Below are 24,944 nucleotides of genomic sequence, written 5' to 3' on the forward strand. Positions count from 1 at the left end.
AACAAGCTAGAATGAGCAGTTATTTAGTACGATTGGTATTGTATCAATCACAGAAATTAAGGCTTGGAGATAAGGTAAAAAAGACGTGTCATAAAAAAGAGGAGCATAAAGCTCCTCTCCTATCATTGATTCTGATGTTAATAAAACGAGTTAATGCTTAGTGCAGTTTTAGGTTTGGACGTAGTGCTCGGTTAATGCGTCCTACAAGCATCATTAACGCAGTTTTAAACATGCCGTGTAGCGCCATCTGGTGCATGCGGTACAGTGAAATATACACCACGCGAGCAATGCGACCTTCAACCATCATAGAGCCTTTAGTCAGGTTACCCATCAAGCTTCCTACGGTTGAGAAGTTACTTAACGAAACCAAAGAGCCGTGGTCTTTATATTCATAAGCAGACAAGGCTTTGTTGTTCATCATCGCCAAGATATTTTTAAAGGCATGGCTCGACATTTGGTGCGCTGCTTGTGCGCGAGGCGGTACAAACTTACCGTCTTTTTGCGTGCATTGCGCCAAATCACCAATCACGAAGATATGATCATCACGCGTGGTTTGTAGCGTATCTTTAACCACTAACTGATTAATACGGTTGGTTTCTAAGCCGGCAATATCTTTGATAAAGTCAGGGGCTTTAATGCCAGCCGCCCACACCATGATTTGTGCTGGGATCTTCTCGCCATCTTTGGTTGTTAAGCCGGTTTCATCGGCTAAAGTCACCATAGTCGCGGTGCGTACATTAACGCCAAGCTTAGTCAATTCGTGATGAGCCGATTGTGAAATACGCGGTGGTAAAGCCGGTAGAATGCGCTCACCTGCTTCCACAAGGCTAACATTCAATTTACTTGAATCTAGGTCACCAAAACCGTAGTTACGTAGCTCTTTAATGGCATTGTGCAGTTCAGCAGATAGCTCAACCCCAGTTGCGCCTGCGCCTACAATTGCGATATCAACCTGACCTTCACCAGAGTGTGCGTGCAGTTTTAAAAACTGGTTGTTCATCTCTTCACGGAAACGGTGCGCTTGCTCTGGGCTATCAAGGAAAATACAGTTATCACGAACGCCAGGAGTATTAAAATCGTTTGAAGTAGAACCAATAGCCATTACTAGGTAGTCGTATTCTAACTCACGCTGTGGGATCAACAGTTCGCCAGCGGCGTCTTTTAGCTCTTCTAAAATGATCACCTTACGTTCACGATCAATGTCGCTCAGGCTACCCATTTGGAATTCAAAACCGTGGTTTTTAGCATGTGCGCGATAGCTAAGTGCATCTACACCTGCGTCTAGAGAACCTGTTGCTACTTCGTGCAGTAACGGTTTCCATAAGTGACTCGCTTTGCGGTCAACCAATGTCACACTGTGGTTCTGGTTACGTCTGAACTTACGCCCCATTTTAGTTGCGAGCTCTAGTCCACCGGCGCCGCCGCCTACAATAATAATTCGTGCCATTTCAACACTCCTTGATTCAAATAATAAATTTTTTGTTGCAAGACCGCTTACGCCATCTTGTGAGAATTTAGTGAGTATCGAAAACTCTTACTGTCCACGTTCTAAGTTTCTTGGAGCGATTTTACTTCGCTTCTCATTTTTCTTTGATCTAAATCAATTTATTAACCGCATTATATCCAAATCGTCTTACTGAGCAACCTGCAATAACGAAATAACCTTAATTAAATTGCTGATATTGCAAAGATAGAGGGAATATAAGCGAAAAAAAACCTGCACGAGGCAGGTTTTAGCAAATGGGTTGTTTAAAAATTCAGCTATATGAATACTTTACTCAGCGTTTTTAAATGCTTTAATGCTTTGTAAGTGTTGCGAAATCTTTTTAAATTTATGCGGTTCGTGTTCATCCCAAACGATTTGGTAATAGTCTTCAAGTGTTTCAGCCGTGACTTGATTATCATGCACATCGTCGTTTCTAGACAATATCACCATGCAGCGATCTTTGTTTTTGATGCGGTACTGTTCTACGCATTTTGTTGCGATATCGACATACTCTTCCGGTCGGTCGATTCGTCCTTGCATCGTTAATTCAGGATGAAGATTAGGATTCAAGATCACCTGTTTAATGCCACATAAAAATCCGATACGTTCAGACCAAAATCCGCCTAAGCCAACTCCGCATATAATAGGGTTTGGATCATTTGAGCACTCAATCGCTCTATGAACTTCTTTTAGAAGATGCGCCATATCGTGCTTAGGATGCAAGGTGCTGTAGTTAATAAAACGCACGTCTTCATCAATGAATTGAAGCTGCATCACCTTCTCGTGGTTACCAGGGCTAGTCGAATCAAAGCCGTGAAGATAGATAATCATGAAACTTTCCTTGTAAATACTGGCAGCCAGTAGTTGAGACTTTTTGTTGCTGCCTAGAATCGTTACTACTCATTTAAATTTAACACGTATTTGAGCAATAAGAAGTTTTCCGGCAATATTTGTAGTCAGCTTTTGTTGAGCCACATCAAGTATTGAATAAATTGTTGAGCGTTATCCAAGCGTATTTAGATTCTATTAAAAAGGCCAGTAACGACTGGCCTTTTTACTTATAGACTAAAATTACAGTCCTAACAGACTTTTAGACTGTTGTTTACGAATCTCTGTTTCATCAGCCCACTCAAGTAAGCCCGTTTTAAGATCCATTAAACGCATGGTCATTTTGTAGTACACATCTTTGTCGCTACCGTCTTCTTTAACGATGCTAGATAGGTTGCCGTACAACATGTATTGCGCGCCGACCATGTTACCAAACTGAATCGCGCTGCTTTGGTCAACTAGCTCGTCATTGTTTTGGAAGTTAAGTTGTTTGCGTACAGACTCAACACGGTCCATATCAACAAAACGGAACTTACCTGAATTTAGCATCTTAGTGCTGACAGAATCGGTAATAGACTCTGTATCAATGTGCTCACTGGTTTTGTTTTTAATACGCTCAACAAAAACAATCGGACGCTGATTTTGGGTGATTGCACCTACAGAGCCAGAGCTAAGCATGCTATCTACCATTTCCGCTGCAATTTTTTGCAGATCCGTAGAACCGAAATCAACTGTTGTTGTTTCTACAGCTTGCGCATCACCATAGTTCACTTTATTTGAACAGCCACCTAAAATGACAGCTAAGCCCAGTAACGCAATTACACTTTTTTTCATTTTATTTCCTTAGTTGTCCGACTCTCGGATTTGAACTCTAAATTGGGTGCCTTCTGGGTTGATTGAAACTTCTGAGAATGTTCTCGTTTCAAGCCCGCGCACAATATCTTGTCGCCATGCCGACGGTTTCGCATTCACTTCCAACCCACTGTCATCGTACCAATAGAATCGGTATTGAATGCGTAGATCACCTTTGTAATGGCTACTTACCGTCACCACGCCTCGGGTTCGGCCTTCTTTTTCTACCGTTGCAATATCATCAACGATCAAACGGCTACCCAAAACATTGTCACCAAAAAGCACTTTTTGACTTTTACCGTCTATTCCTAAGCCTGCTGTATTTTGAGAACAACCAGCTATCGCCACCAGTGTGACTAGGAGTAACGCCAGTTTTTTCATTATTCTATCGCTCCCAATTGTTTATGCCATATTGTCACGCTGCTTCCTTGTCTAGAAAGCCATACTAAAGTGGTTTCTCCATCTCGAACATCAAACGGATACACCTTTGAACCCGCCACTAATTCGTGTGTGCCTGCCTCAAGTGTAGCACCTGAACTGTAGACCTTTTCAGGAAGCGATTGCCAACTGCGAGTATCGGCCTGTTCCGTTAACGTATTCAGCACACTAAACAATATGCTGCCTACATCATTACCTTTAGTGGTCTCTTTGCGCACCAGATCTTTTGTTACGACCCGTAAAACTTGTCGTAATAAAATACTTGGCATTTTTTCAGTCAGTTGGTTACTTGCCATCAAATTGACGTCCACCAGCTCATCACCACTGATACCTCGACCATCAAGTTGCAATGCGCCAAAGCGTTGCGCCTCGTTGTCGTGATAATAAGGAAGTGACACGGAATATAAAGCTAAGTCGCCACGACTGTCATTGACAGGAATGGTCAATTGCCAGTCATCCATTGCTTTTACTACGCCACGCTCATCAATAATGATGACTCGACCTTCACCTTTTGGCAAAGGCTTATAAGGACCATATTGTTTAGTCAGTAACGCTAAATCTTGACGCATTCCAAGTAACGTTGCCACGCGCAAAGTGCCGTCGATAACTTGTTTGTTATCGGGTGCTACTGCTAAAGCGCGTCGATAATCCACATAAGCACTGTTAGGATCGCCTTGCGTCTCGTAAAGTAGCGCCGACAAATACAGTAGATAACCGTTTTGCACCGCTTTTAACTTATCTCCTGCATCAGGATAGCGCGACAATACGCTACCTAAGTTAGGACTTAAACCGCTTTTACGCATATCAGTTTCAGCGGACTTCAATTCCGCTTCTCTGGCTTTACGGGCACGCTCTTGCACTTGGTTAGCACGGCGCATTTCAACTAATGCCCCTTCCAAGCTATTAATTTTAATGTAGTTCAAACCAAGATAAAGGTGTAAAAAGCCCAGCTCATAGTCAGCCGGTTGATAAGCGGTGAGATTATCATTTACCGCTAACGCTCCCGCACTGGTGGCGGTTTCACTGACTGAGATAAGCGGTTGATCTTGCCACTTACGCACCGCTTTATCACTGAGTTCAAAAGAGGTTTTACTGGCAGGATAAGCCGAGGCAAGGAAGTTCACTCGCCCTTTTTCCATATTATCTAGGATGTCGCCCGCTTGATAATCCGGTAGCTTTTGCTGAGCTTCGACGTAATTACCTTGCTTAACTTCTTGATAAACAGGTTTATTTTGTGCGCTATAGGTACTAAACAGATTACCTGCAGATAGCGAAGAACAGGCGGTAATCACCACACTACCCATCACTACCAAAGCTATACGGCACGTTTTATTGACTGATAACATTAATCGACCAGCATTGGACCTAGTGGCTTACCACCGACAAGGTGCATGTGAATATGGTAAACCTCTTGCCCACCATAAGAGTTACAATTGACGATCAATCGATAACCGTCTTCTGCAATGCCTTCTTCTTTCGCCAGTTTAGCCGCCACAGTAAAAAGGCGACCTAAGGCACGCTCATCCGCTTCTGTAGCGTCATTAACCGTAGGAATGACATGGTTAGGAATAATTAAGATATGCGATGGAGCACGGGGGTTGATATCACGAAATGCAGTCACAAGATCATCTTGATAAACAAGGTCCGTTTCTATCTCTTGACGTATGATTTTACTAAAAATAGTTTCTTCAGCCATGGTTTACTCTGGTCTGTTTTATAGATAGTTAAAGATTGCATCATGACCTGCACAAATGCAATGTTCCAAATGCTTAAAAATAAAGAATGTAATTTTAAAAATGAAAACTAATATTAGTTCAAACAACCACAATTTTTAGACGCCCCCCTCATCTTTACGAGATAAGATATCAAGCGCATTCGTATCTACGAACTCTAAAAGTGAACAAGAAGGACACTGTATGCCAATTCAACTTGGTATTATCGATAAAGATCCGATCAGACTCGTTACCCCTTTACTCGATGATAGAGCTTCATGTCGCCACAGTATATTTATCGGCGACTCAACACAAAAACCTATGTTCGATAAGCTCAGCATAGTACTTGATATGCGAGGCATCAAAAGCGAGTTTTTTGAAATCTCAAATGTTTCAGATACTGCGATAATAAAAAGAGAAATCAATCAGTTAGCCGAGCGTCTTGTTGTCTCTGGTGAAGAAATAAAACTTAATGCCAGCTGCGGGCTTCGCCACCGTTTACTCTCAGTTTATGAAGTTGTACGCAGCTACAAGTGGCCAATTTTTGTGGTTGAGCCTAACAGCGATAGATTAAGTTGGCTATATCCAAATAGCCTGCAAGACGTGCAAGTTCAAGACCGTATCACGATTGCTGATTATCTCACTATTTTTGGCGCTCAAGCACAATTCCCTGATCCTAATGAAGCGATTCAAATTGACAGTTCATTGCTGAAAATTTGTGAAAAATGGGCCAGTCACGCGCTTGAATTAGGTCCAGGCCTTGCTACCTTAAACTTCTTAGCCACTACTTGCCGTAAAGAACAAAAACTCGATGTTGCCCTGTCTGAAAAACAACAAGGCTACCGAGAGCTGAATATTTTGCTACAAGATTTGGTGGATGCAGAACTGGCAACCTACCATGACGGCATCTTAGTGTTTCGCTCAGAGCAAGCTCGCCGCTTCTCCAATGGCGAATGGCTTGAGTCTTACGTGCACACCCAAATCAAGTCAGTAGAAAAAGAGCTCAGCACCATTCAAGATTGCTCTTTGAACGTACAAGTGACACGTAAAATTGGTGAAAAAGAAGTGCGCAACGAGCTTGATGTGGCCACTGTGGTGAACAACAAACTGCACATCATTGAGTGTAAAACCAAAGGCATGCGTGACGATGGCGACGATACTCTGTACAAACTAGAGTCTCTTCGCGACTTACTTGGTGGATTACAAGCAAGAGCCATGCTGGTAAGCTTTAGACCGCTACGTTACAACGATATCACTCGCGCAATGGATTTAGGGCTGGGGTTGATTGGCCCTGAAGAGCTGAAAGATTTGAAACGACACTTGAAAGAGTGGTTGATTCAAGCCGGTGGCATCGACGTTATTTAATCAATAACTTTATTGGCCAAATAAGTTGACCAAACACCCGTAAATAAAAACCCCAGCTGGAACTTTAGCTGGGGTTTTTTAATGATTCTATATTGTTCTTACTAGCTCAACACACGTCGCGCCGCTTCAATAACCGTGCGGATAGACAAAGCTTCAATTTCTTTCATTTTGCTTTGCTCAGGGATTTCTTGCTGCGTACGATTAATGATCACACCGGCAACACAGCCCGCACGCAAACCAGAACTGGCACACATGGTTAATAAGGTTGCTGATTCCATTTCAAAATTAAGCACACCCATATCTTGCCATTCCTGCATGGAACCTTGGAATCGCTTCACGACGCGTCCGCTAAAGGTATCGTAACGCTCTTGGCCCGGATAAAAAGTATCGCTCGATGCGGTTACCCCAGTATGGACGGTGGCGTTTTCACTTACCGCCGCTTCTTTCATAGCTAACGCGATATTAAAATCAGACACCGCAGGAAACTCCATAGGCGCAAAGTGCAAACTGGCACCATCTAAACGCACCGATGCCGTGGTCACTATCATATCGCCGACATTCACATCAGGCTGAATCGCCCCTGTGGTGCCTACGCGTAAGAAGGTGTCCACGCCAAGCTGTGCTAACTCTTCCACTGCGATAGAGGTAGATGGGCCGCCAATACCCGTTGAACACACCACAACCTTGTGTCCTGCAAGCTCGGCTAAATACACAGTGTACTCACGGTGACTGGCAAGGAATTGAGGATTTTGCATACCTTCAGCAATGCGCTTCACACGATCAGGGTCTCCGGGGATAATCGCTAATGTTGCGCCCTGCAGGTCATTCTTATTTACACCAAGATGAAATACGTTTTGTTCAGTAGTCATGAAAATATCCTTCTAATGCCGTCACAGTTAAGGGTCACTCTTATAGTGATTCACTGTAAATAAAGTCACTCTAGCCTATTGTGATTGGATTCACATGTTTTACGTTGCAAACCCTAGCCGTTTCAAGGTTAAACGATTGCCATCACACTAAGTGCTATTTCATTTGTAAATGGCTTACAAACAAAAGCCTCGAACAAGTCGAGGCTAGCAGCATGTCACTTTATAAAATAAGCCATGTGATGAAAGTACACGATGGTAATAAAGTAAAAAGCGTTATATCGGATTTTTAAAGCATGCATCAATGGATGCACCCACAGCCCTCAAAACATCACTACGAGAAATTATGCCCACCAGCTTACCGTTATCAATCACCGGATAAACTTTAGGTTTGCCTACCTTCATCATATCTGCCAGTGCAATAATAGAAGTATCTGGTGAAACCGACAGCACCTCTTTGTACATACAATCACTGACGATGTGTGTGTCTTGGCAGTGATAGCTGACCTTAATCAGTTTATCGAGCAAATCTTGCTCTGATAAAAACCCGACTACTTGTTCATTACTGTCAATCACAGGCCCACCTAGATGAGCAGAATTTAATACTTTTTTTAATGCGACCGATAACGACATATCCGGGGTGAAGGTCACCGATTGATGATCCATATAATCTTTAACTTTTAATGGCTGCATACTGTACTCCTTAACAGGTAATGCCACGCTATGCTTTAAGTGTCGACCATATTTGCAAATTTACTAAATTGTTTTTCTCTATTTCATCAATCAGATATTCCAATCAATGCCTCTATTGCCTATTGTCATTGATATTTCCTAGGTCAATTTGCAAAAATATAGCCACAAATTCTGTCTCCATATTAAAAAGCCTTAGCCCAACGCGAATACATAACCTCCCTTTATACGCAGTAAACCCACCTCAAGACTTAATTTGCTGCTTCAGATTACATTTTTTGTTAAAAAACCTCAAAGCCACTGTTTTTTAAAGAAAAATCGACTACTTTTTAATGAAGCAAACGGATTTGTTTTGGTTATGACAAGAACTTCACTCTTAATACTTAGTTTCCTTATTAGCGCTATGTGGGCTTTTCCTAGCAGTGCTGATGAAGCAGTGCTTGCCTCTGAACCTCTTCCTATTCAATTACCTGATCGAGAATCCATCTCATCGCCAATAGACAATGCAGAAACCACTGTGCCACAGACAAGTCCGAACGACACCGTAAAGCAAAGTTCCGGCAGATGGTGGGTTGAAATCCCTATGGATTCCTCGAGATTTGATTGGATTGTAGTAAACAAAGGAGAAGTGTTAGGCGGCGATATCATAGCGATGTACGACGAGCGCGTTGAATTTGATAGTGATGAAGTAGGTATCCATAAAATCAAAATGTCTGACATTCGAGAATTACGCACCAAACACATCATGCAAGTGCGTTTTCTCAGTGGCGCGATTATTGAAGGTCACATCGTAATTGATGAAAAAAGTGTCTATGTGCGCGAGCAACCGGCCATTACTTACCCTAGAGAAAATATTCTTTCCATCACCCCCTCAATTAAAAGTGGTGACAGTTTATGGATAGGCGAAATCAGTGCCGGACTTAACTTTAAGTCAGGCAATACCGAGAGTTTCGATTATTACGCCAGCGCTGACCTGCGCTACTTAATCACCACTGGCCGTTTTCAGGTGACCTATCGTGGCATTTACGAAGAAGTGCGCGACGCCAACACAGAGCAAACCATTACCACCGAAGATAACCATAGATTTACCGCCAAATACGACTATTTTTATTCACACAAGCTCTACTTTACTCTGCCTAACTACGACTTGATTTTAGATGAATTTCGTAACATCAAATATCAAACCTCTATCGGGGTGGCCGCAGGCTATGAAGTGATCGATATCAAAGGCATGGATCTTGAAGTGTATATGGGCCCGAGTATTCAAAGGACACAATTTATCAATGTCGAGCCCGGCGAAGAACGAAACGTACTCTCTCCTGCTCTAGCCTTTGGTTTAGATTTTGAATATGACATCACCTCGGATATTGAATACGTATTTATCTATGACGCCAAAGTGGTCAACGAACAAAGTGGTCAATTTATTCAACGCATTGAATCAGGCTTTGATATTGAACTGATTAACGATTTTGACTTGGCGCTGATCGCCGTTATCGATAACACCGCCAACCCGATTGCGAATGAAGAGGGTGTGCAGCCACAATCAACGGATGTTTTATTTACCGTTGGTATTGAATACGAATTTTAAACAAACCAATTTAAACTTACCTAAAATGGATTTATGAGGTAATCATGACTAACCAGAAAACCGAAACGGACAACGAAGAGCCAATTGAAAACAGCCCACCAACTGAAGTGGCAAAACAAGATAGCAGTGCGGATAACAGCAAAAATGATCCCGTAGAGCCCGACACTAGCGAACCACACGATCCAGTGAGAAAGCTCACTCGTTACGTATTTACTTTGGTGGCACTAATCTTTACTTGGTACCTATTTGCCGATAGACATACGCCATGGACTGACCAAGCTCGCGTGCAAGCCTATGTGATCCCGATTGCCGCTCAAGTCCCCGGCAGAATACTAGATGTCAATGTAGCTCAAGACCAAATTGTACAACGTGGCACTTCCTTATTTAAAATTGACCCTTCTGACTATGAGCTGAATGTAGAACTGGCTCAATCTGAAGTGGAAATTGCTGGGCAAGAAATTGGCGCAGGTATGGCGAATGTGGTCACCGCTCAAGCAAGTTTAGTAGAAGCGCAAACCAACTTAGAGCACGTCAACGTGCAAAGTGCGCGCGTATTTGAGCTAGAGCAGCGCAAGCTCTATTCAAAATCTGATGGCGATAAGGCGCGCGCCGCCATCAAGCAAGCTAGAGCGCAGTTACGAATTGCAGAAGCCAACCTAGACAAAGCAAAGCAATCGCTCGGCGCAGAAGGTGAAGCTAACCCAAGAGTCAGGACGGCTATGGCGAAGTTAAGGCAGGCACAGCTTGATCTCAGCCGCACCGAAATTTTTGCTCCAACCACGGGCGGAATCACCAACTTACAAATTGATATTGGGCATTACGCCAAAGCAGGCTCACCTATCATGACTTTTGTTGATGCCGACGACATATGGATTGAAGCCAACCTCAAAGAAAACAACTTAGCTAACCTCAACATCGGCGACCCGGTCGACATCTCACTGGATATTACTCCGGGGAAAATCTACAAAGGCAGCGTGCGTAGCATTGGCTTTGCCGTTGCCAGTGGTTCAAATGATGCCATTGGCGGTTTGGTCTCCGTCAAATCCACCTCTGGTTGGCTAAGAGATCCACAGCGTTTCCCTGTCACTATTTCCTTTGAAGAAGAGATCCCGCAAGGGTTACGTCGCGTAGGAGGACAAGCCGATGTGCAGTTTTATACCAGTGATAACCTGCTACTCAACGGCATTGCGAAAGGGTACATTAACCTAATTAGCTGGCTGTCGTATGTTTACTAGCAGCGCGTTTCTTACCCTCAAACATAATCCAGCTATGGTGCGGCAATTACGCTTTGCGGTAGGGGTTGCCGCCTCTGCCACCCTGGCTTACACCTTTAACTGGCCATTGGCATTTTTGTTCCCCATATTCACCACTCTATTACTGTCTATGCCTTTGCCACAAATGACGCCAATAGCTTTGGTCAATGCCCTATTTAATACCGTTAAAGGCTTTTGTTTCGGTTTGTTATTTTCGGTTTTACTGATCAAGTTTCCGATTATATTTTTACTGTTGCTGTTTATTTCGCTGTTTTATATTTATTACTACCTAAACCGTGGCGGTTCATTTTGGCTAACGTTAATGCTGATGTTATCCATGCTCATACTGCCCATGCTCAGCACTATGTCAGAAGGTCTGGCGATCGGCTTTTCTTTGGGCTTTGTCGCCTCAGCCTGGGCGGCCATTTTGTTTGTTTTCAGCATACATTATGTATTGCCTGACCCCAATAAAGCGCCGTTTCCGCCACCAGCAAAATTAAACAACAGTTACGTGCCAATCGCCGCCAAGCTAGCACTAAAAAGCACCTTAGTGGCCTTTCCTATTGCCGCGTTTTGTATTTCGTTTGCTCGTACAGATTTACTGCTCACTATGGTGTTTGCCGCCATGTTTACCATGAAACCAGAACTAAGCGCAGGTAAAGAAGCGGGGAGAAATTCTCTAATTTCGACAATATTAGGCGGCGTTGTGGCCTTAGTCTTTTATTGGGCGTTAGTGGCTACGCCTTTATTTGTGTTCTTTATCTTGTTGATGTTTGGCATTGCGTTATTCATGGGCATGAATATCTTTTCGGCAAACCCACGAGGTCAATATTACGGCTCAGCAATGACCTGCATTATCGTGTTGATTAATGGCAATATGGGGGCGGATTCTGACTTTATGAGCGCCTTAGTATCAAGGATTCTATTTATCTCATTAGCCATACTGTACATCGTGGTTGCGCTGCGGGTACTTGATACTTTTTGGTTTAAGCAAAAAGCATAAAGCACCGCTAGAACAACAGCAGCAACAAACAAAGAGCCTTTGTCTGTTGCTGTTCTATTCGTTTTTTACTAAAGAAGAACTCAAAACAGAGCGTTATTGATAAGGTGCTTCTACCACCACCTTAACTTGCTCGTTGTTTGTAAGACGTTGATTTTCATCCAGTGCGTTCATCACCGCCAATAGTTCAATAGAACGTTTACTGTGATTTTCAGCCAGCAGTGCTTCTAAGGTTTGCCCCTCTTTCGCCTTAACTACTTTCAGCTCGAGTTGTGTCATAGAAGCAAGCTCTTGCTTGGTTATAGGGCGAAAAGAGTACGCGCTATTATCGGCTGATTTTTTCTTATCCTCACTGGCAATAGTCACTATCTGGTAGGTATCTACACCTAAGTTGACCCAACCTCGAGTCATATAGCTTTTTTGATCTTTTTTATCATTGGTCAAGGTTACGCTATAGATAGAGTGCCCCCACGCTAACGGTTGCTCGTCAATACTAAGCTCCATTTGGTAGCGTCGTTTCAGCTCGTTTTGAAAGCGTATGGCATGTTCTTTGGCGCTAAACTCATTGGATGCAAGGCTGAATACCACAGCTGCATCTTGTTCTTTATCGACCGCAGCCACGATAGAAGCTTGATTTAACGTCGTCCATTGCTCAGGGAAATCAATGGCAAACTTCAGATCCGGTTGCAAAAACAGTTGCTCACGAAACACACCTTTACTCGGGTTTTGCCCCACTAATAATCCATCAATTTGCGAAACAAAGTCTTTGTGAATCGGTGAGATTTGCGCAACGGTTAGCTTTTTAGCTTCTTTGTTTACATCCGCTATACGATCGGGCGTGTACGGGTGAGAATCAAAATAACTGCGCTCTGAGGCTTTTTTAGTTTGTATCTCTACGGTTCGATTTAAGCGCTCTAAAATACTGTTCATCGCTAACGGTTCATAGCCCGCTTTTGCTGCTAAATCTATGCCTAATCTATCCGCGTCACTTTCATGACTGCGACTGTAGCCTGCCATCAACAAATGGTTGCCTGCTGAGATAGGAGCATTAATAAGATTACCCAAATCTTCATTGATAACGCCACCGACAATATTGCCCGGCAGTTCCACAATGCCCGGTAAGATCCCTGATTTCATCTGCTTCACGCCATGACGTTCGGTGACATGGATAATTTCATGCGCCATTACACAGGCCAGTTCATCTTCACTATTAACTAGGCTAAGTAAGCCGCGAGAGACAAAGATATAACCGCCCGGCAACGCAAAGGCATTTGGCGTAGCGTCATCGACAATTTTAAAATGAAATTCAAATTCAGGATTGTCGATATGGCTGACCAAACGTGCACCAATTTGCTGCACGTAGGCTTCCATTTTATGTTTGTCGTAAGTGCCCATTTGCACTTCTACTAGCGCCGCGTTCTCAGCACCAATCTGTTTATCGTAATCAGTGCTCACACTACAAGCAGTTAAACCTAAACTGAGTACCGTTAAAATACCGTTTCGCAGGGTATTTTTTGTTATGTCCTTTTTCATATCATCCTTGACTTAAAACTTATCGCATATGCATCAATGATAACAAAACTACAGCTTTCAAATAGTTAATCAACGCACTATTTTTCCAAGTCCGCTTTAAATGCCATCAAATTGCACAAATAAACGACCGTAATGATAAAAAGATCTAACAATTCATAGGCGCGTGTTGACTCACACTGCGCAAATTCCTAGCCTAAAAGAAACACCTAATGAGATTTATCATGACCGACACTAACCAAGATATATTTGACGCTGATTTATGGGACCTTGTACCTGGCTTTGACTTTGAAGATATTACTTATCATAGAAGCAAAACTCAGGGAACGGTACGTATCGCTTTTGACCGTCCTGACTGTTTAAATGCTTTTCGTCCCCGCACTGTCGATGAACTGTATACCGCTTTAGATCATGCTCGTCAGTGGTCGGATGTAGGTTGTGTATTACTGACTGGGAATGGTCCATCGAAAAAAGGCCAATGGTCGTTTTCTTCTGGTGGCGATCAGCGTATTCGCGGTAAAGATGGTTACAAATACGAAGGTGATGGTGAAAACGTTGCTGATGTAGCGCGTATGGGACGTTTGCATATTCTTGAAGTGCAACGCTTAATCCGCTTCATGCCTAAGGTGGTAATTGCCGTTGTACCGGGCTGGGCGGTAGGTGGCGGTCACAGCTTACACGTTGTTTGTGATTTAACTCTAGCCTCAAAAGAGCATGCAGTCTTCAAACAAACCGACCCTGATGTTGCTTCCTTTGATTCAGGCTACGGCTCGGCATATTTAGCGAAAATGATAGGTCAAAAACGTGCCCGAGAAATTTTCTTCTGTGGCTTTGATTACACCGCTCAAGAAGCTTTTGATATGGGTATGGTCAATAAGGTCATAGAGCACGCTGACTTAGAAACCGAAGCTCTGCGCTGGGCAAAAGAAATCAATAGCAAATCACCAACAGCAATGCGTATGCTCAAGTACGGCTTTAACCTACCTGACGATGGTTTGGTTGGACAACAGCTGTTTGCCGGAGAAGCGACTCGCCTAGCCTATGGCACTGACGAAGCGCAAGAAGGCCGTGATGCGTTCTTAGAAAAACGTGCCAAAGACTTTACTAAGTTCCCTTGGCACTACTAAACAAAACCTAAGTCAGTAAAAACGAGCCAGGTTACTAAACAAGTCATTAAACGAATGGAGAGAAGATTAACTAAATTTAATCTTCTCTCCATCTTGAGTTTACCTTGCCAAGTTATAGTGGTTACATCTTGATAAACATGGAAATCACCCAATGAAACTGACACTACCTACCATCGGACTATTGAGCGCAGTTCTTATCACTATGCCCATCGCTCATGCCAATGATCAACAAGATGCGGCCATCGGCCTAATGGCACTTAATTCTGGTTCTGCCACTATCACCACTCTGGCACCTCAAGTACGTACTGTATCTACTGGCGTTATCACAGAAATAGAGCTTGATGACTACAAAGACACGCAAATCGCGTATAAATTTAAAGTTATCGATACGAAAGCAGGTAAAAAATTCAAACTTACCTATGCCATTAATGATGGTAGTTTACTAAGAGAAAAATCTGAAAATCTAAGTACATTAGGCTTTAGTGATTTAGATAGAGAAGATCGCAACGCTATCGAACAAGTTGAAAAAGCACAGTTTGATATCGTGAAAAAGTTGATTGAACTTGAGACAAAATATTCAGCAAAAACACTAGAAGCGGAACTGGAAAGCAAAAAAGGCGTCGTTTTTTATGAAGTCGAGTTAGCAAGTACAGAGCGTGGTATGCAAAAACTGCTGATCAACGTCGCCACCGGAGAAGAAATCCCAGTGATGCATCGTCAAAGTCATAAATAAGGTAAGCCACTAAGTGAAAGTACTGGTCATAGAGGACGACAAAGAGACCCGCGAGTATCTGTGTCAGTCCCTAAAGCAACAAAGTTGGGAAGTCGATAGCGCTGATAATGGCCAAGATGGGTTATTTTTAGCTCTAGAGGGTGACTATCAGGTCATAATCCTAGATCGCATGTTACCCGCCCTCGATGGATTGACCGTACTTTCAACCCTTAGAGCCGCCAATAACGCAGCACGAGTGTTGATACTCAGTGCTCTCGATAGTGTCGATGAGCGAGTGAAAGGGTTAAAACACGGTGGTGATGATTATCTCACCAAACCCTTTGCACTTGCCGAGCTAATTGCGCGAGTAGAAATATTGGCCAGTCGAACTACCTCGAGTAATACCCATGCGGCGCAAAGCCAATTGCGTAACGGGCATATTCAGTTAGATCTGTTGTCACAAGAAGTGCTGGTTGACTCAAAAAAAGTATTGGTGCAAGCCAAAGAGTTTAAACTACTGCGTTATCTGCTTGAGCATGCAGGACAAGTGGTGACTCGCTCACTGTTGTTTGAAGCAGTATGGGATTACAACTTTGACCCGCAAACCAATGTTATTGATGTGCATATTGCTCGGCTGAGAAAAAAACTGGAAACAGAAGGTCAACCCAATTTAATTGAAACGGTACGCGGTGCGGGTTATCGAATGGTTAAAGTGGCATGAATTCCTTGCTTAATAAAAGCAAACAGCAACTCATCGGCTTATGGCGTCGTCACTCCTTGTGGCGTCTTTCTCTATCCATTGCGGCTATGCTGTGGCTCGCCGTTGCTGTGGCTCTGTTCACTATTTATCAGTTAAGTATTCAGCCGTTAATTCAATCTCGCCAGCAAATCTTGTTGCAACATGCCCAGCAACTGCAAAGCGCCAGTGAAACCAATTCCACCAATACACTGCCGCATATTCTCGATGATACCCTTTACAGCCCGCAAGGCATCATCACTGTTTTGCGCAGCGATGGCGGACAACTCTATGGATCGCTTAATCACTTTCCCAGTTCATTACCGCAATGCCCTAACCTTGCCCCTTTCCCTGTAATAAGAGGCCACGGTACTAACATTGTATTATTAGAAGGCTGTCAGTTTGATATAAAAGGTTATTCAGTATTAGTCGCGACCGACAGTGAATATCTATGGCAAGTACAAGATAACTTTGAAAATGCTGCCATTGTAGTGCTGATCTGTACCTTTTTTATCGCCCTCATCCCAAGTTGGATCATACGCCGAAAAATGAAATTACAGTTATCTGGCATACATTCTGTGGTATCACAAATTGAGCAAGGTCATTTCAATGGACGTATCCACACCAATAATTCACATGATGAGTGGGACAATATTGCGCACTACATCAACGCCATGTTGGATAAAATAGAGTCCTCTATTACCCAGATTCAAAGTGTCACTGATGCCATCGCTCACGATTTACGTACGCCTTTGACGCGGATAAAAAATCGAATGACCACCTTACAACACCAATCACAGCAACACCCTTTACCCAGTGAGCAAATCCAGCAACTGCAAGATGACTTTGACCGATTACTGCAGACCTTCAATGCCATGCTAGAACTGAGCAAATTGGAATCAGGTAATGACATCAGTCGCTTTGTCGATATCGAACTCTCACGCATCATTACCGATGCTATTGATTTAATAGAGCCTCAATTTGAAGATAAGCAGCAATCACTAATAACACAGCTTGAAAAGGTGCAGTTTAAAGGCGAGCCTTCACTACTGTTTCGCTTAGTGTATAACCTACTGGATAATGCGCACAAATATTGCGATGAAAACACACAAGTTCGGCTGTATCTTACGCAAAATGCATTGATCATAGAAGATGATGGGCCTGGAGTCAGCGCCGATCAACAACAAAAGATTTTCCAACGTTTGTATCGCGCCGATAAATCTCGCACTACCCCCGGTTTTGGACTGGGTTTACCATTAGTCGCGGTTGTCGCACAACTGCACGGCATGCATATTGATGTTCAATTTACTCATCCACAAGCTGCAACAGGTTTTAAAATAGTCTTACACCTCTCAACCATAAAAGTGTGAGTCAAAGCTAAGTAAAATTGTTATACTTGTGCGCTGAACCACTGTTTTAAATTCATCGTTTTAGATGTTATGGCTTCAATTATTGGTTCAACTTCATTTTCGGCGCGACACTAATCTGTGCACACCGTATTGGCTATCGAATACCCATCACAGTCATCACCATTATGGGTATAAAACCAAACCGGACATTCATGACTCAAGCATTTCGAAAAAAACCTATCTTACTGGCATGCATCATCATTAGTATTGGTCAATTGAGTATGGGACTGGTCTATCCTTCACTGCCCTGGATTGCCAAAGATTTCTCCATCTCTCTAGACCAAGCTCAGCTGCTCGTTAGCGTCTATTTGCTTGGCTTTGGCCCCTCTCAATTTATCTATGGTCCTTTGTCTGATGCGTTGGGCCGAAAAAAGATTTTATTAAGTGGCTTAGTGATCGCTATGCTCGGCCTATTATCGATTATCTTCTTATCCGAGTCTTTTCATGCCATGGTGCTGGGGCGATTTTTACAAGGACTGGGGACTGGCTGTTGTGCGGTGTTAGCACGCGCTTCAACCCGAGACAGTTACACCGGAAATCAACTGCCAACGGCCCTTTCTTATATCGCCATGGCAGCTTCACTCACCCCACTGGTAGCTCCCGTCATTGGGGGGTTTATTAACCACTATTTAGGGTGGGGAATGGTCTTTATCTCATTGCTCGGTTACGTTGCTTTTGCTTGGTTAGTGCTACTGGTTGGCTTTAAAGAAACTATGCACGACAAGAAAAAGATCCCGTCACCGCGCACCATGTTCCATCAATATTCAGAGCTATTAAAATCTCGTTATTTTGTCAGTTTTGCTAGCGTGTCTTGGCTGAACTTCAGTTTGATTGTCACAACCACCTCTTTAATGCCCTTCATCATGCAAAATCAAATTGGCATGACATCCGATCAATACGCATTATGGGCAATTATTCCTACCGCCGGCATGTTGCTTGGGACATCACTGAGTAACCGACTTCGTCCTAGAATTGGTATTCACAGAGTATTAAAACTAGCGCCATTTATTCAAATTACTGGTGCTATTTGGTTGATTCTATGCCCTGTAGAGCCTTTATGGTTGATGATAGGTCAGTTTTTTATGGTACTAGGTAATGGTTTTGCCATGCCTTGCGCACAAGCTATGGTGATGCAACCTTATAGCAAGCGTGCCGGGGCAGCGGCGGCCATGCAAGGCGGCGGGCAAATGGTCGTATCATCGATTGTCAGTATGATCTTGATGGCGATGGGACTTCGTCATGCATGGCAGTTAGGTTGCGTTATTATTGTGTTTGCACTCATTACCTACGCCAATATCCATCGCGGATTTAAGGCCGAAGTGTCTAAAGTAGAGCAATTATCAACATAACGGCTCATTTAATGATTAAGCAACTGAGTCATCGACGTTAGGATTACAGGTATTCGAGCACCACTGGCACAATAGAAAGCACTAGCAATATTGCCATACACACATTGAATATTTTTTGATGCTTTGGATCAGAAAGAAAAAGGCGAACTTTTGATCCAAAGACCAGCCACATCCCTACGCAAGGGAAAGCCACCAATAAAAACAGCCCTGCAATTAACCCTACTTGAGTATAGATATTCATTGCATCACTGGTAAAAGCCGCCACAGCTCCCGTTGCCATAATCCACGCTTTTGGGTTCACCCACTGGAAAAGCGCCCCTTGCAAGAAAGTAAAAGGTTTGGCCTTTTCGCCAGAGAGAGAATCGGTTTCTGCCGATGCTATCTTCCATGCAAGATAGAGCAAATAGACGATGCCCAACACCTTGATAATATCATGCAAAGTTGGAAACCACTGGAACAACGAACCTAACCCAAGCCCAATCGCCACCACCATAGTTGGAAAGCCAATGCAGATCCCCATAAAATGAGGAAGGCTACGCTTAACGCCGTAGTTCATCCCCGAAGTCATCATCATGATGTTATTCGGGCCGGGTGTGATTGTGCTTGAGAAAGCAAATAATAAAATTGCGCTGAAGAGTTCCATTCAGTTACCAAAGTTAAAGCGTAAATCTATACGTCATAAGTCAACGCGTTGTAAGCTAATACATCGTAAACGATTGTGTCGTTAGTCTTTATTTGCGGAGTATACGCCTTGTAGATACTCATCTTTCTCTTGCCAGACACTGTTTAACCAACGATGGAAGCCTCTTTTGAAGGTCTTATCGTTAAAGTAGTCACCGCTCAAGTTTTCATCTATTTCATGAAGCTTGATTTTGACCACAACTTTAGTCATGCGTCCTTTTAGCAAGTCATCGAATGGGGTTTCACGGTTTTCTGGGTATGCCAAAGTCACGTCAACCACACCATTAAGCAACTCATTCATTGCGTTTAAGGTAAAGGCGACACCGCCCGTTTTTGGTTTAAGCAGATGTTGATATGGCGTTTTAGCGGTTGCCATTTTTTCTTGGCTGGCACGGGTACCTTCAGCAAAGCTGATCATAGTAGTAGGAACACGTCGAAACTTTTCACAAGCTTTATTGATAGCATCAAAATCATCATTTCGACGCTCCGGGTGACGGACCAAGTATTCATGTGAGTGACGGCGCATAAAAGGCATATCTAATCCCCAACACGCTAAGCCAACAAACGGCACGTATAAAAGGCTATGCTTCAACAAGAATTTTCCCATTGGGATTTTATCTTTCATTACCGATGACAAAATCACAATGTCAGCCCAACTTAAATGATTGGAAATCAATAGATACCATTGATCTTTAGATAGGTTTTCACCACCTTCTATTTGCCAATCAATCTTGTTGTTCACATTCAACAACCACAAATTAAGGGTTGCCCACAACCACATTTGTTTGTTCGCCAATTTACTCATGGCGACTTTCACTCCCATAAATGGCAAAACAAATTTGATAATTGCCAAAATACTAACCACAAATGAAGTGAAGGCCGTGTTTAACATGACCAGAAAAACATTCATGATCATCTGTATATTTTTAAGCATTACTAAGTCCCTAGCTTGTGATGGCGTAATCATATATCAGAATCGTGAGCAGATTAATCTCAAAAGTGGATTTTCTCGAACGAATAGTAAGTTACTGCGCATTTAGCGAACAAACATTGATAGTTATACAGAAATCTTCCATGTTACTTGTTCGTTACTCAATCAATTACGCTGTGATTGCTGTTCATTTGTCGGGTCATATCCACAAATGCTTGTATATGTTCACACTCTTTATCAGCCAATCTAACGCAAGCGTACAAATGACGACGAATCCCCTCCCCTAAAGGACGAGTTGCTATGAGTTCTTGATTCTCGAAGGTACGCACAGCCCATTCTGGTAATGCCGCAACACCAAAGCCCCCAGATACCATTTGCAATAAAGTGGAAGTATTATCCACTTTTTTCCACTTCAAGGGTTCACAGTTATTCGGCTTCAAGAATAAGTTGTAAACATCCATACGTCGTTTATCTACTGGGTATGTGATCAACACTTGCGAGGTAAGATCGCTCGGACTGATACTTGGCAAAGCAACTAATGGATGATCATTACTCATCACCAATTGCAATTCATAGCCAAACAACGGCAAAAAATGTAAATCCCCCCTCGACTCAACATCGGAGGTGATCATGACATCAATTTCACCGGCCAATAATCGTTCTAGCGGATGTTGATGAAAGCCAGATTCTAAATCTACATCCAATGCAGTAAACGACTTTTGAAATTGCTTGATAGTAGGTAATAACCACTGAAAACAGCTATGGCAATCGATAGCCAATGTAAAACGAGAACTTAATTCTTGTTGATTAAGCTGTTTCTCCGCAGCGGCAATTTGAGGCAATACACTATTGGCTAAGGTAATCACCACTTGCCCTTGCGAGGTAAACTTAATCGGTTTGGTTTTGCGATAAAATAATTGCGCGCCAATACGTACTTCAAGCTCTTTAAGCTGATGGGATATAGCGGATTGAGTGATATGCAAATTTTCTGCGCACGCGGCGATAGAGCCAAACCTGGCTAATCCTTGAATGGTTCTTAAATGTTTTAGCTCTAACATCAGCTACCCTAATGATCTATAACGTCCTTAACATACATTGCTCTCCCGAACATGTAAACGTCTAGATGGCTAAATTAATTTCTCACTTGTGTTGTATTACCTAAAAAGAAAAGATCAAAAAGTCGAAAAGATATCTAAGAGATGAACAAAGAGTGATAACACAAAAAGAGGCAGTGCCCCTTTTTGTTTGGCTTGGTTTAGTTTGTGATAATCACTAATGGATTAATGTTGAATAAACAACGATTGAACACCACCCAACGAGTGCACTAAAAAACAACAGAAATTTTGGCAACGTCCTTGCGTTTTCTCTGCGTTGTTCTTTGGTCATATTGGCATTGTGACGTGCCATCAAACACTTTGCTAATTTCATACTACTTCTCCCTATCAGCAATAGACTCAAATCACACTAAACACCATACCTTTAGTACTGTGAAATCACACGCATAAAATTTAAATTCAGTGAGCAAAGTCAGACTCTAAATGCGCAAAATTTGAGGCCATTTAAAATTATCGTTGACATACTTACCCATGCATATTTGTCCAACATGAAAAAAAAGAGTTTTATTAAAAAAAAGTTCATAACTTGCATCGTTATGTAATTTAAAAAGAAAAAGTCATTGCGTACAGCAAAGCAGATTTGCTTGATTTTTCGACTCTTGAATATACCTGCGGTTTGAACTATTCATTAAGTTGGATGATTTTTAACCAGAATGAGTGTCATTTGATAACAGTAAAGGTGCAGTACTCACCTTAATGTTGAAGTTTATGATCGCACGGGAGCGCACTATGGAGAATCAATCGTGTCCCTTTATCAAGGAGTAAGAAAACAAACCAAACAAGCAGGTATCGCTTTAGTCGAATTCGCTATCGTCGCCACACTGCTGTTCGCTTTACTGTTTACTATCGTCGATTTCGCCCTCTATGGGTACGTAAAATTGACCATGCAACATGCAGTTCGCGAGGGTGCCCGCTATGCGATAACTGGACGAACCGATTTGGACCCAGATGAAGATGAAGACGGCAACCAAGAGCGTGGTAAAGCCATTTTACAAAAAATAGACCTCTCCTCAAACGGCCTTTTATCTAAGGTTGTCACCACCAACGGTATCAAAGTTAGCTCTAACGGCAGCTACATCAATGATGGCACCTTTGGCGCGTCTGGTGATGCTATTGTTCTTGAAATTGCCTGTGAATGGCCAACATTCAGCCCTATCATTTATCCTCTGCTTAATGACGGAAAATACAAATTTGTCGTCAAAACCGCAATGAAAAACGAAGCATTTTAGTAAGGGAATAGCAATGAACAAGAGACTCTCTTATCAAAAAAACCGCGGGCTCGCATCCGTTGAAATGACTTTCCTTGTCCCTATATTACTAATAATAATGATGGGCATATTCGAGCTTACTCAAGTCATTCAGGCAAACAACATTATCATCAGTATTAGCCGTGAAGGGGCTAATCTAATTTCTCGTAACAGCTCGCAAACTCCTGAACAGGTTATGGACACCATCGCCTCCACATCCGACCCTTTAGACTTAAACCAAGATGGCATCATTTACATTAACTTAGTTGTTGGAAGAGAAGATAGCAGTGGTAACCCTCTTGATCCTGTATTAAACCAGCAATATCGCTGGGGTGATTTTGGTTATACCGCAAGCAGTTCAACCTGGAGTGGTTGCACGCAATGGACTGGCGATGATAACGGAGTTTGCGATATGAACTCTGATCCCGTACTAACCAATTTCCCCTTACAGTTAGACAGTGGTGAATCGGTATACGTTGTCGAAGTCATGTACCGCTATTCGCCAATATCGACTCTCATCTTTGATAGTGATTTTACCATCAAAGAAATTACCTATTTATAAGGAGTCATTATGGATAAGACTCGCTCAAACCGACCCACAAGGTATCAGCAAGCAAATAAGTACCAGCAAGCAAATAGGCGCCAGCAAGGACTTGCGGTATTGCTTACAGTAGTGGCACTCCCTTTTTTACTGATCATGGCAGGGTTAGCCATTGATTCAGGAAGAGCTTATAGCATGCAAGCTAAGCTATTTGCCGCCGTTGACGCCGCAGGTATCGCAGCAGCCAGAGCCATTTCATCTGGCGCAAGTCAAACAATAAGAGAGGCCAATGCCATGGCAGCGGCTCAAAAATATTTTGACGTAAATATTTCGCAAGCATTGCAAAGCAGTAACCCTTCCCTATCAACGCCAACATTTACCTATGATAATGAAGGCAATATTTCTATATCCCTTAACGCTAGCGCCGATATGCCCACCTCATTCATTCGCCTGTTAGGCTTTGATAACTGGCCTATTGGCGTTGAAGCACAAACCATTCGCCGTCCTGTTGATATCTCACTGGTTATTGATAACTCAGGATCACTCAGCGACGTATTTGATGTTGTTCAGCAACGTTCTAAAGACTTTTTAAGTAACTTTAACCCCGAATTTGATCGAGTAGCGGTCACCCAATACGGTTATGGGGCAAATGCCGTTGTGCCTTTCAATACAGTTCAGCGTAACTATAACAGTAGCGATGTAGAACAAAAAATTGATGCCATGACCTACAGCACTAGTGGCAGCAACCATTACACCAATACCGCCGAAGGCTTCTATCAAGGCTACGCAGAGTTTGACAGCAACGATAGCTTATCGGCTAATCTGAAAGTGATTGTGATATTCACCGATGGTGCGCCCAATACATTTACTTCCAACTTTGTCGTCGATAATAACAATACCTATCTTGCCGCTATATCAACCACCGGTAGCGAAGCAAGAGGTTTGTGGGCTCCAGACAAAATGCGTGAACGCATGTCTTATGTTTTACAAAATGGCACCACCATGAGTTCCAATAATGATAGTGATGGTGACGATATATATAAATATGTCAGCATCTCGAACACTGACAGCTATCAAGGTTTTTCTTTGCTTGGCGGACCGAGAGCAGGCAACACGACTTACACCTATTCGGGCGACTCCGATGATAAGGGAGATTTTAAAGACGTGATGCGCCATATATCGCGAGATCTTCCCGAAAAAATGGCGTATCAAGCCAGAGAAGATGGAGTGTATGTATTTACTCTCGGTCTTGGGGATGCGCTGTTAGATGATATGGGACACGGCACTGGTGAAGATATGCTCTATCGAATGGCCAATGATCCTAGCATGCAAGGAAGAGCAGCCACCGCTGACGAGTTCCAAGTCGACCAAAAACAAGGCTTATATTGCTTTGCGCAAAATGAAAATGACTTAGGACCTTGCTTTGACAAGATGCTAGACGTCATTATTAGGCTTACGTTGTAAGGTTTATTCGAAATACGACCCAGA

General features: G+C 42.8%; 25 protein-coding genes. 12 read left to right on the forward strand and 13 right to left on the reverse strand.

Annotated elements, in window-relative coordinates; genetic code table 11:
- Positions 1–157 precede the first annotated feature (157 nt).
- The 6 genes from VHA01S_RS09030 to hinT form a co-directional block, all read right to left on the reverse strand.
- Entirely contained in the window at positions 158–1,447 is a 1,290-nt protein-coding gene (locus tag VHA01S_RS09030; RefSeq protein ID WP_023404059.1) for an NAD(P)/FAD-dependent oxidoreductase, read from the reverse strand.
- 327 nt (positions 1,448–1,774) lie between these two features.
- Positions 1,775–2,317 (reverse strand): alpha/beta hydrolase YcfP, encoded by a 543-nt coding sequence (ycfP, locus tag VHA01S_RS09035; protein ID WP_023404060.1) that lies wholly within the window; start codon positions 2,315–2,317, stop codon positions 1,775–1,777.
- Positions 2,318–2,557: 240 nt separating this feature from the next.
- Positions 2,558–3,148 carry a penicillin-binding protein activator LpoB gene (gene lpoB / locus VHA01S_RS09040; protein WP_021712989.1) on the reverse strand — a complete coding sequence of 197 codons (591 nt, stop codon included), beginning with the start codon at positions 3,146–3,148 and terminating at the stop codon, positions 2,558–2,560.
- 9 nt (positions 3,149–3,157) lie between these two features.
- A complete protein-coding gene (locus VHA01S_RS09045) occupies positions 3,158–3,547 on the reverse strand; it encodes a YcfL family putative periplasmic lipoprotein (RefSeq protein ID WP_023404061.1) in 390 nt (129 codons plus the stop codon).
- Entirely contained in the window at positions 3,547–4,908 is a 1,362-nt protein-coding gene (locus VHA01S_RS09050; RefSeq protein WP_023404062.1) for a COG3014 family protein, read from the reverse strand. The genes VHA01S_RS09045 and VHA01S_RS09050 overlap by 1 nt, the downstream gene beginning before the upstream one ends.
- Positions 4,909–4,949: 41 nt before the next feature.
- The gene (hinT, locus tag VHA01S_RS09055) at positions 4,950–5,300 is read right to left on the reverse strand and encodes a purine nucleoside phosphoramidase (RefSeq protein WP_023404063.1); all 351 of its coding nucleotides are present in this window, start codon (positions 5,298–5,300) and stop codon (positions 4,950–4,952) included.
- Positions 5,301–5,520: 220 nt separating this feature from the next.
- Here hinT and VHA01S_RS09060 point away from each other — a divergent pair, with 220 nt between their 5' ends.
- A complete protein-coding gene (locus VHA01S_RS09060; RefSeq protein WP_023404064.1) occupies positions 5,521–6,681 on the forward strand; it encodes a Card1-like endonuclease domain-containing protein in 1,161 nt (386 codons plus the stop codon).
- Between the two features lie 101 nt (positions 6,682–6,782).
- Here the strand turns inward: VHA01S_RS09060 and udp are convergent, their stop codons facing one another.
- Together udp and VHA01S_RS09070 are read right to left on the reverse strand one after the other, a co-directional pair.
- On the reverse strand, positions 6,783–7,550 hold the full coding sequence (udp, locus tag VHA01S_RS09065) for a uridine phosphorylase (protein WP_023404065.1): 768 nt from the start codon (positions 7,548–7,550) through the stop codon (positions 6,783–6,785).
- A 273-nt stretch (positions 7,551–7,823) separates the two neighbouring features.
- Complete coding sequence (locus VHA01S_RS09070; protein ID WP_023404066.1) at positions 7,824–8,240, reverse strand: CBS domain-containing protein; 417 nt, start codon at positions 8,238–8,240, stop codon at positions 7,824–7,826.
- Positions 8,241–8,595: 355 nt separating this feature from the next.
- Between VHA01S_RS09070 and VHA01S_RS09075 the strand changes: the two genes are divergently transcribed.
- Genes VHA01S_RS09075 through VHA01S_RS09085 form a run of 3 tightly spaced genes read left to right on the forward strand, consistent with a single transcriptional unit; the run spans position 8,596 to position 12,081 of the window.
- Positions 8,596–9,825 (forward strand): DUF481 domain-containing protein, encoded by a 1,230-nt coding sequence (locus VHA01S_RS09075; RefSeq protein WP_240432736.1) that lies wholly within the window; start codon positions 8,596–8,598, stop codon positions 9,823–9,825.
- Positions 9,826–9,869: 44 nt separating this feature from the next.
- Positions 9,870–11,060 (forward strand): HlyD family secretion protein, encoded by a 1,191-nt coding sequence (locus tag VHA01S_RS09080; RefSeq protein WP_023404068.1) that lies wholly within the window; start codon positions 9,870–9,872, stop codon positions 11,058–11,060.
- Complete coding sequence (locus VHA01S_RS09085) at positions 11,050–12,081, forward strand: DUF2955 domain-containing protein (RefSeq protein WP_023404069.1); 1,032 nt, start codon at positions 11,050–11,052, stop codon at positions 12,079–12,081. Before VHA01S_RS09080 ends, VHA01S_RS09085 begins: the two co-directional genes overlap by 11 nt.
- A gap of 93 nt (positions 12,082–12,174) precedes the next feature.
- Here the strand turns inward: VHA01S_RS09085 and VHA01S_RS09090 are convergent, their stop codons facing one another.
- Positions 12,175–13,611, reverse strand: coding sequence for a M48 family metalloprotease (locus VHA01S_RS09090; protein WP_023404070.1), 1,437 nt, complete (start codon positions 13,609–13,611; stop codon positions 12,175–12,177).
- A 221-nt stretch (positions 13,612–13,832) separates the two neighbouring features.
- Between VHA01S_RS09090 and VHA01S_RS09095 the strand changes: the two genes are divergently transcribed.
- The 5 genes from VHA01S_RS09095 (at position 13,833) to VHA01S_RS09115 (ending at position 18,941) form a co-directional block, all read left to right on the forward strand.
- Positions 13,833–14,735, forward strand: coding sequence for a 1,4-dihydroxy-2-naphthoyl-CoA synthase (locus tag VHA01S_RS09095; RefSeq protein ID WP_023404071.1), 903 nt, complete (start codon positions 13,833–13,835; stop codon positions 14,733–14,735).
- 151 nt (positions 14,736–14,886) lie between these two features.
- The gene (locus VHA01S_RS09100) at positions 14,887–15,468 is read left to right on the forward strand and encodes a hypothetical protein (protein WP_023404072.1); all 582 of its coding nucleotides are present in this window, start codon (positions 14,887–14,889) and stop codon (positions 15,466–15,468) included.
- 13 nt (positions 15,469–15,481) lie between these two features.
- Entirely contained in the window at positions 15,482–16,168 is a 687-nt protein-coding gene (locus VHA01S_RS09105; RefSeq protein ID WP_023404073.1) for a response regulator transcription factor, read from the forward strand.
- Complete coding sequence (locus tag VHA01S_RS09110; protein ID WP_023404074.1) at positions 16,165–17,553, forward strand: sensor histidine kinase; 1,389 nt, start codon at positions 16,165–16,167, stop codon at positions 17,551–17,553. The genes VHA01S_RS09105 and VHA01S_RS09110 overlap by 4 nt, the downstream gene beginning before the upstream one ends.
- Positions 17,554–17,744: 191 nt before the next feature.
- Positions 17,745–18,941, forward strand: a complete 1,197-nt coding sequence (locus VHA01S_RS09115) for a multidrug effflux MFS transporter (protein ID WP_023404075.1) — start codon at positions 17,745–17,747, stop codon at positions 18,939–18,941.
- A 43-nt stretch (positions 18,942–18,984) separates the two neighbouring features.
- On the opposite strand, the gene VHA01S_RS09120 is transcribed toward VHA01S_RS09115, so the two are convergent.
- From VHA01S_RS09120 to VHA01S_RS18375, 4 genes are all read right to left on the reverse strand, one after another.
- Positions 18,985–19,584 (reverse strand): LysE family translocator, encoded by a 600-nt coding sequence (locus tag VHA01S_RS09120; protein ID WP_023404076.1) that lies wholly within the window; start codon positions 19,582–19,584, stop codon positions 18,985–18,987.
- Between the two features lie 81 nt (positions 19,585–19,665).
- Entirely contained in the window at positions 19,666–20,556 is an 891-nt protein-coding gene (gene yihG, locus VHA01S_RS09125; protein WP_023404077.1) for a 1-acylglycerol-3-phosphate O-acyltransferase, YihG family, read from the reverse strand.
- 158 nt (positions 20,557–20,714) lie between these two features.
- Positions 20,715–21,611, reverse strand: a complete 897-nt coding sequence (locus VHA01S_RS09130; protein ID WP_023404078.1) for a LysR substrate-binding domain-containing protein — start codon at positions 21,609–21,611, stop codon at positions 20,715–20,717.
- A 214-nt stretch (positions 21,612–21,825) separates the two neighbouring features.
- Positions 21,826–21,981 (reverse strand): hypothetical protein, encoded by a 156-nt coding sequence (locus tag VHA01S_RS18375; protein ID WP_156916966.1) that lies wholly within the window; start codon positions 21,979–21,981, stop codon positions 21,826–21,828.
- A gap of 430 nt (positions 21,982–22,411) precedes the next feature.
- Here VHA01S_RS18375 and VHA01S_RS09135 point away from each other — a divergent pair, with 430 nt between their 5' ends.
- Genes VHA01S_RS09135 through VHA01S_RS09145 form a run of 3 tightly spaced genes read left to right on the forward strand, consistent with a single transcriptional unit; the run spans position 22,412 to position 24,920 of the window.
- Positions 22,412–22,897: a TadE/TadG family type IV pilus assembly protein gene (locus VHA01S_RS09135; protein ID WP_023404079.1), complete on the forward strand. Its 486-nt coding sequence runs from the start codon at positions 22,412–22,414 to the stop codon at positions 22,895–22,897.
- A 13-nt stretch (positions 22,898–22,910) separates the two neighbouring features.
- On the forward strand, positions 22,911–23,477 hold the full coding sequence (locus VHA01S_RS09140) for a TadE/TadG family type IV pilus assembly protein (protein WP_023404080.1): 567 nt from the start codon (positions 22,911–22,913) through the stop codon (positions 23,475–23,477).
- A gap of 9 nt (positions 23,478–23,486) precedes the next feature.
- On the forward strand, positions 23,487–24,920 hold the full coding sequence (locus tag VHA01S_RS09145; RefSeq protein ID WP_023404081.1) for a vWA domain-containing protein: 1,434 nt from the start codon (positions 23,487–23,489) through the stop codon (positions 24,918–24,920).
- The last annotated feature ends 24 nt before the right edge of the window (positions 24,921–24,944 follow it).

Origin of the sequence: Vibrio halioticoli NBRC 102217 (assembly GCF_000496695.1) — a bacterium.
Taxonomy (GTDB): domain Bacteria; phylum Pseudomonadota; class Gammaproteobacteria; order Enterobacterales; family Vibrionaceae; genus Vibrio; species Vibrio halioticoli.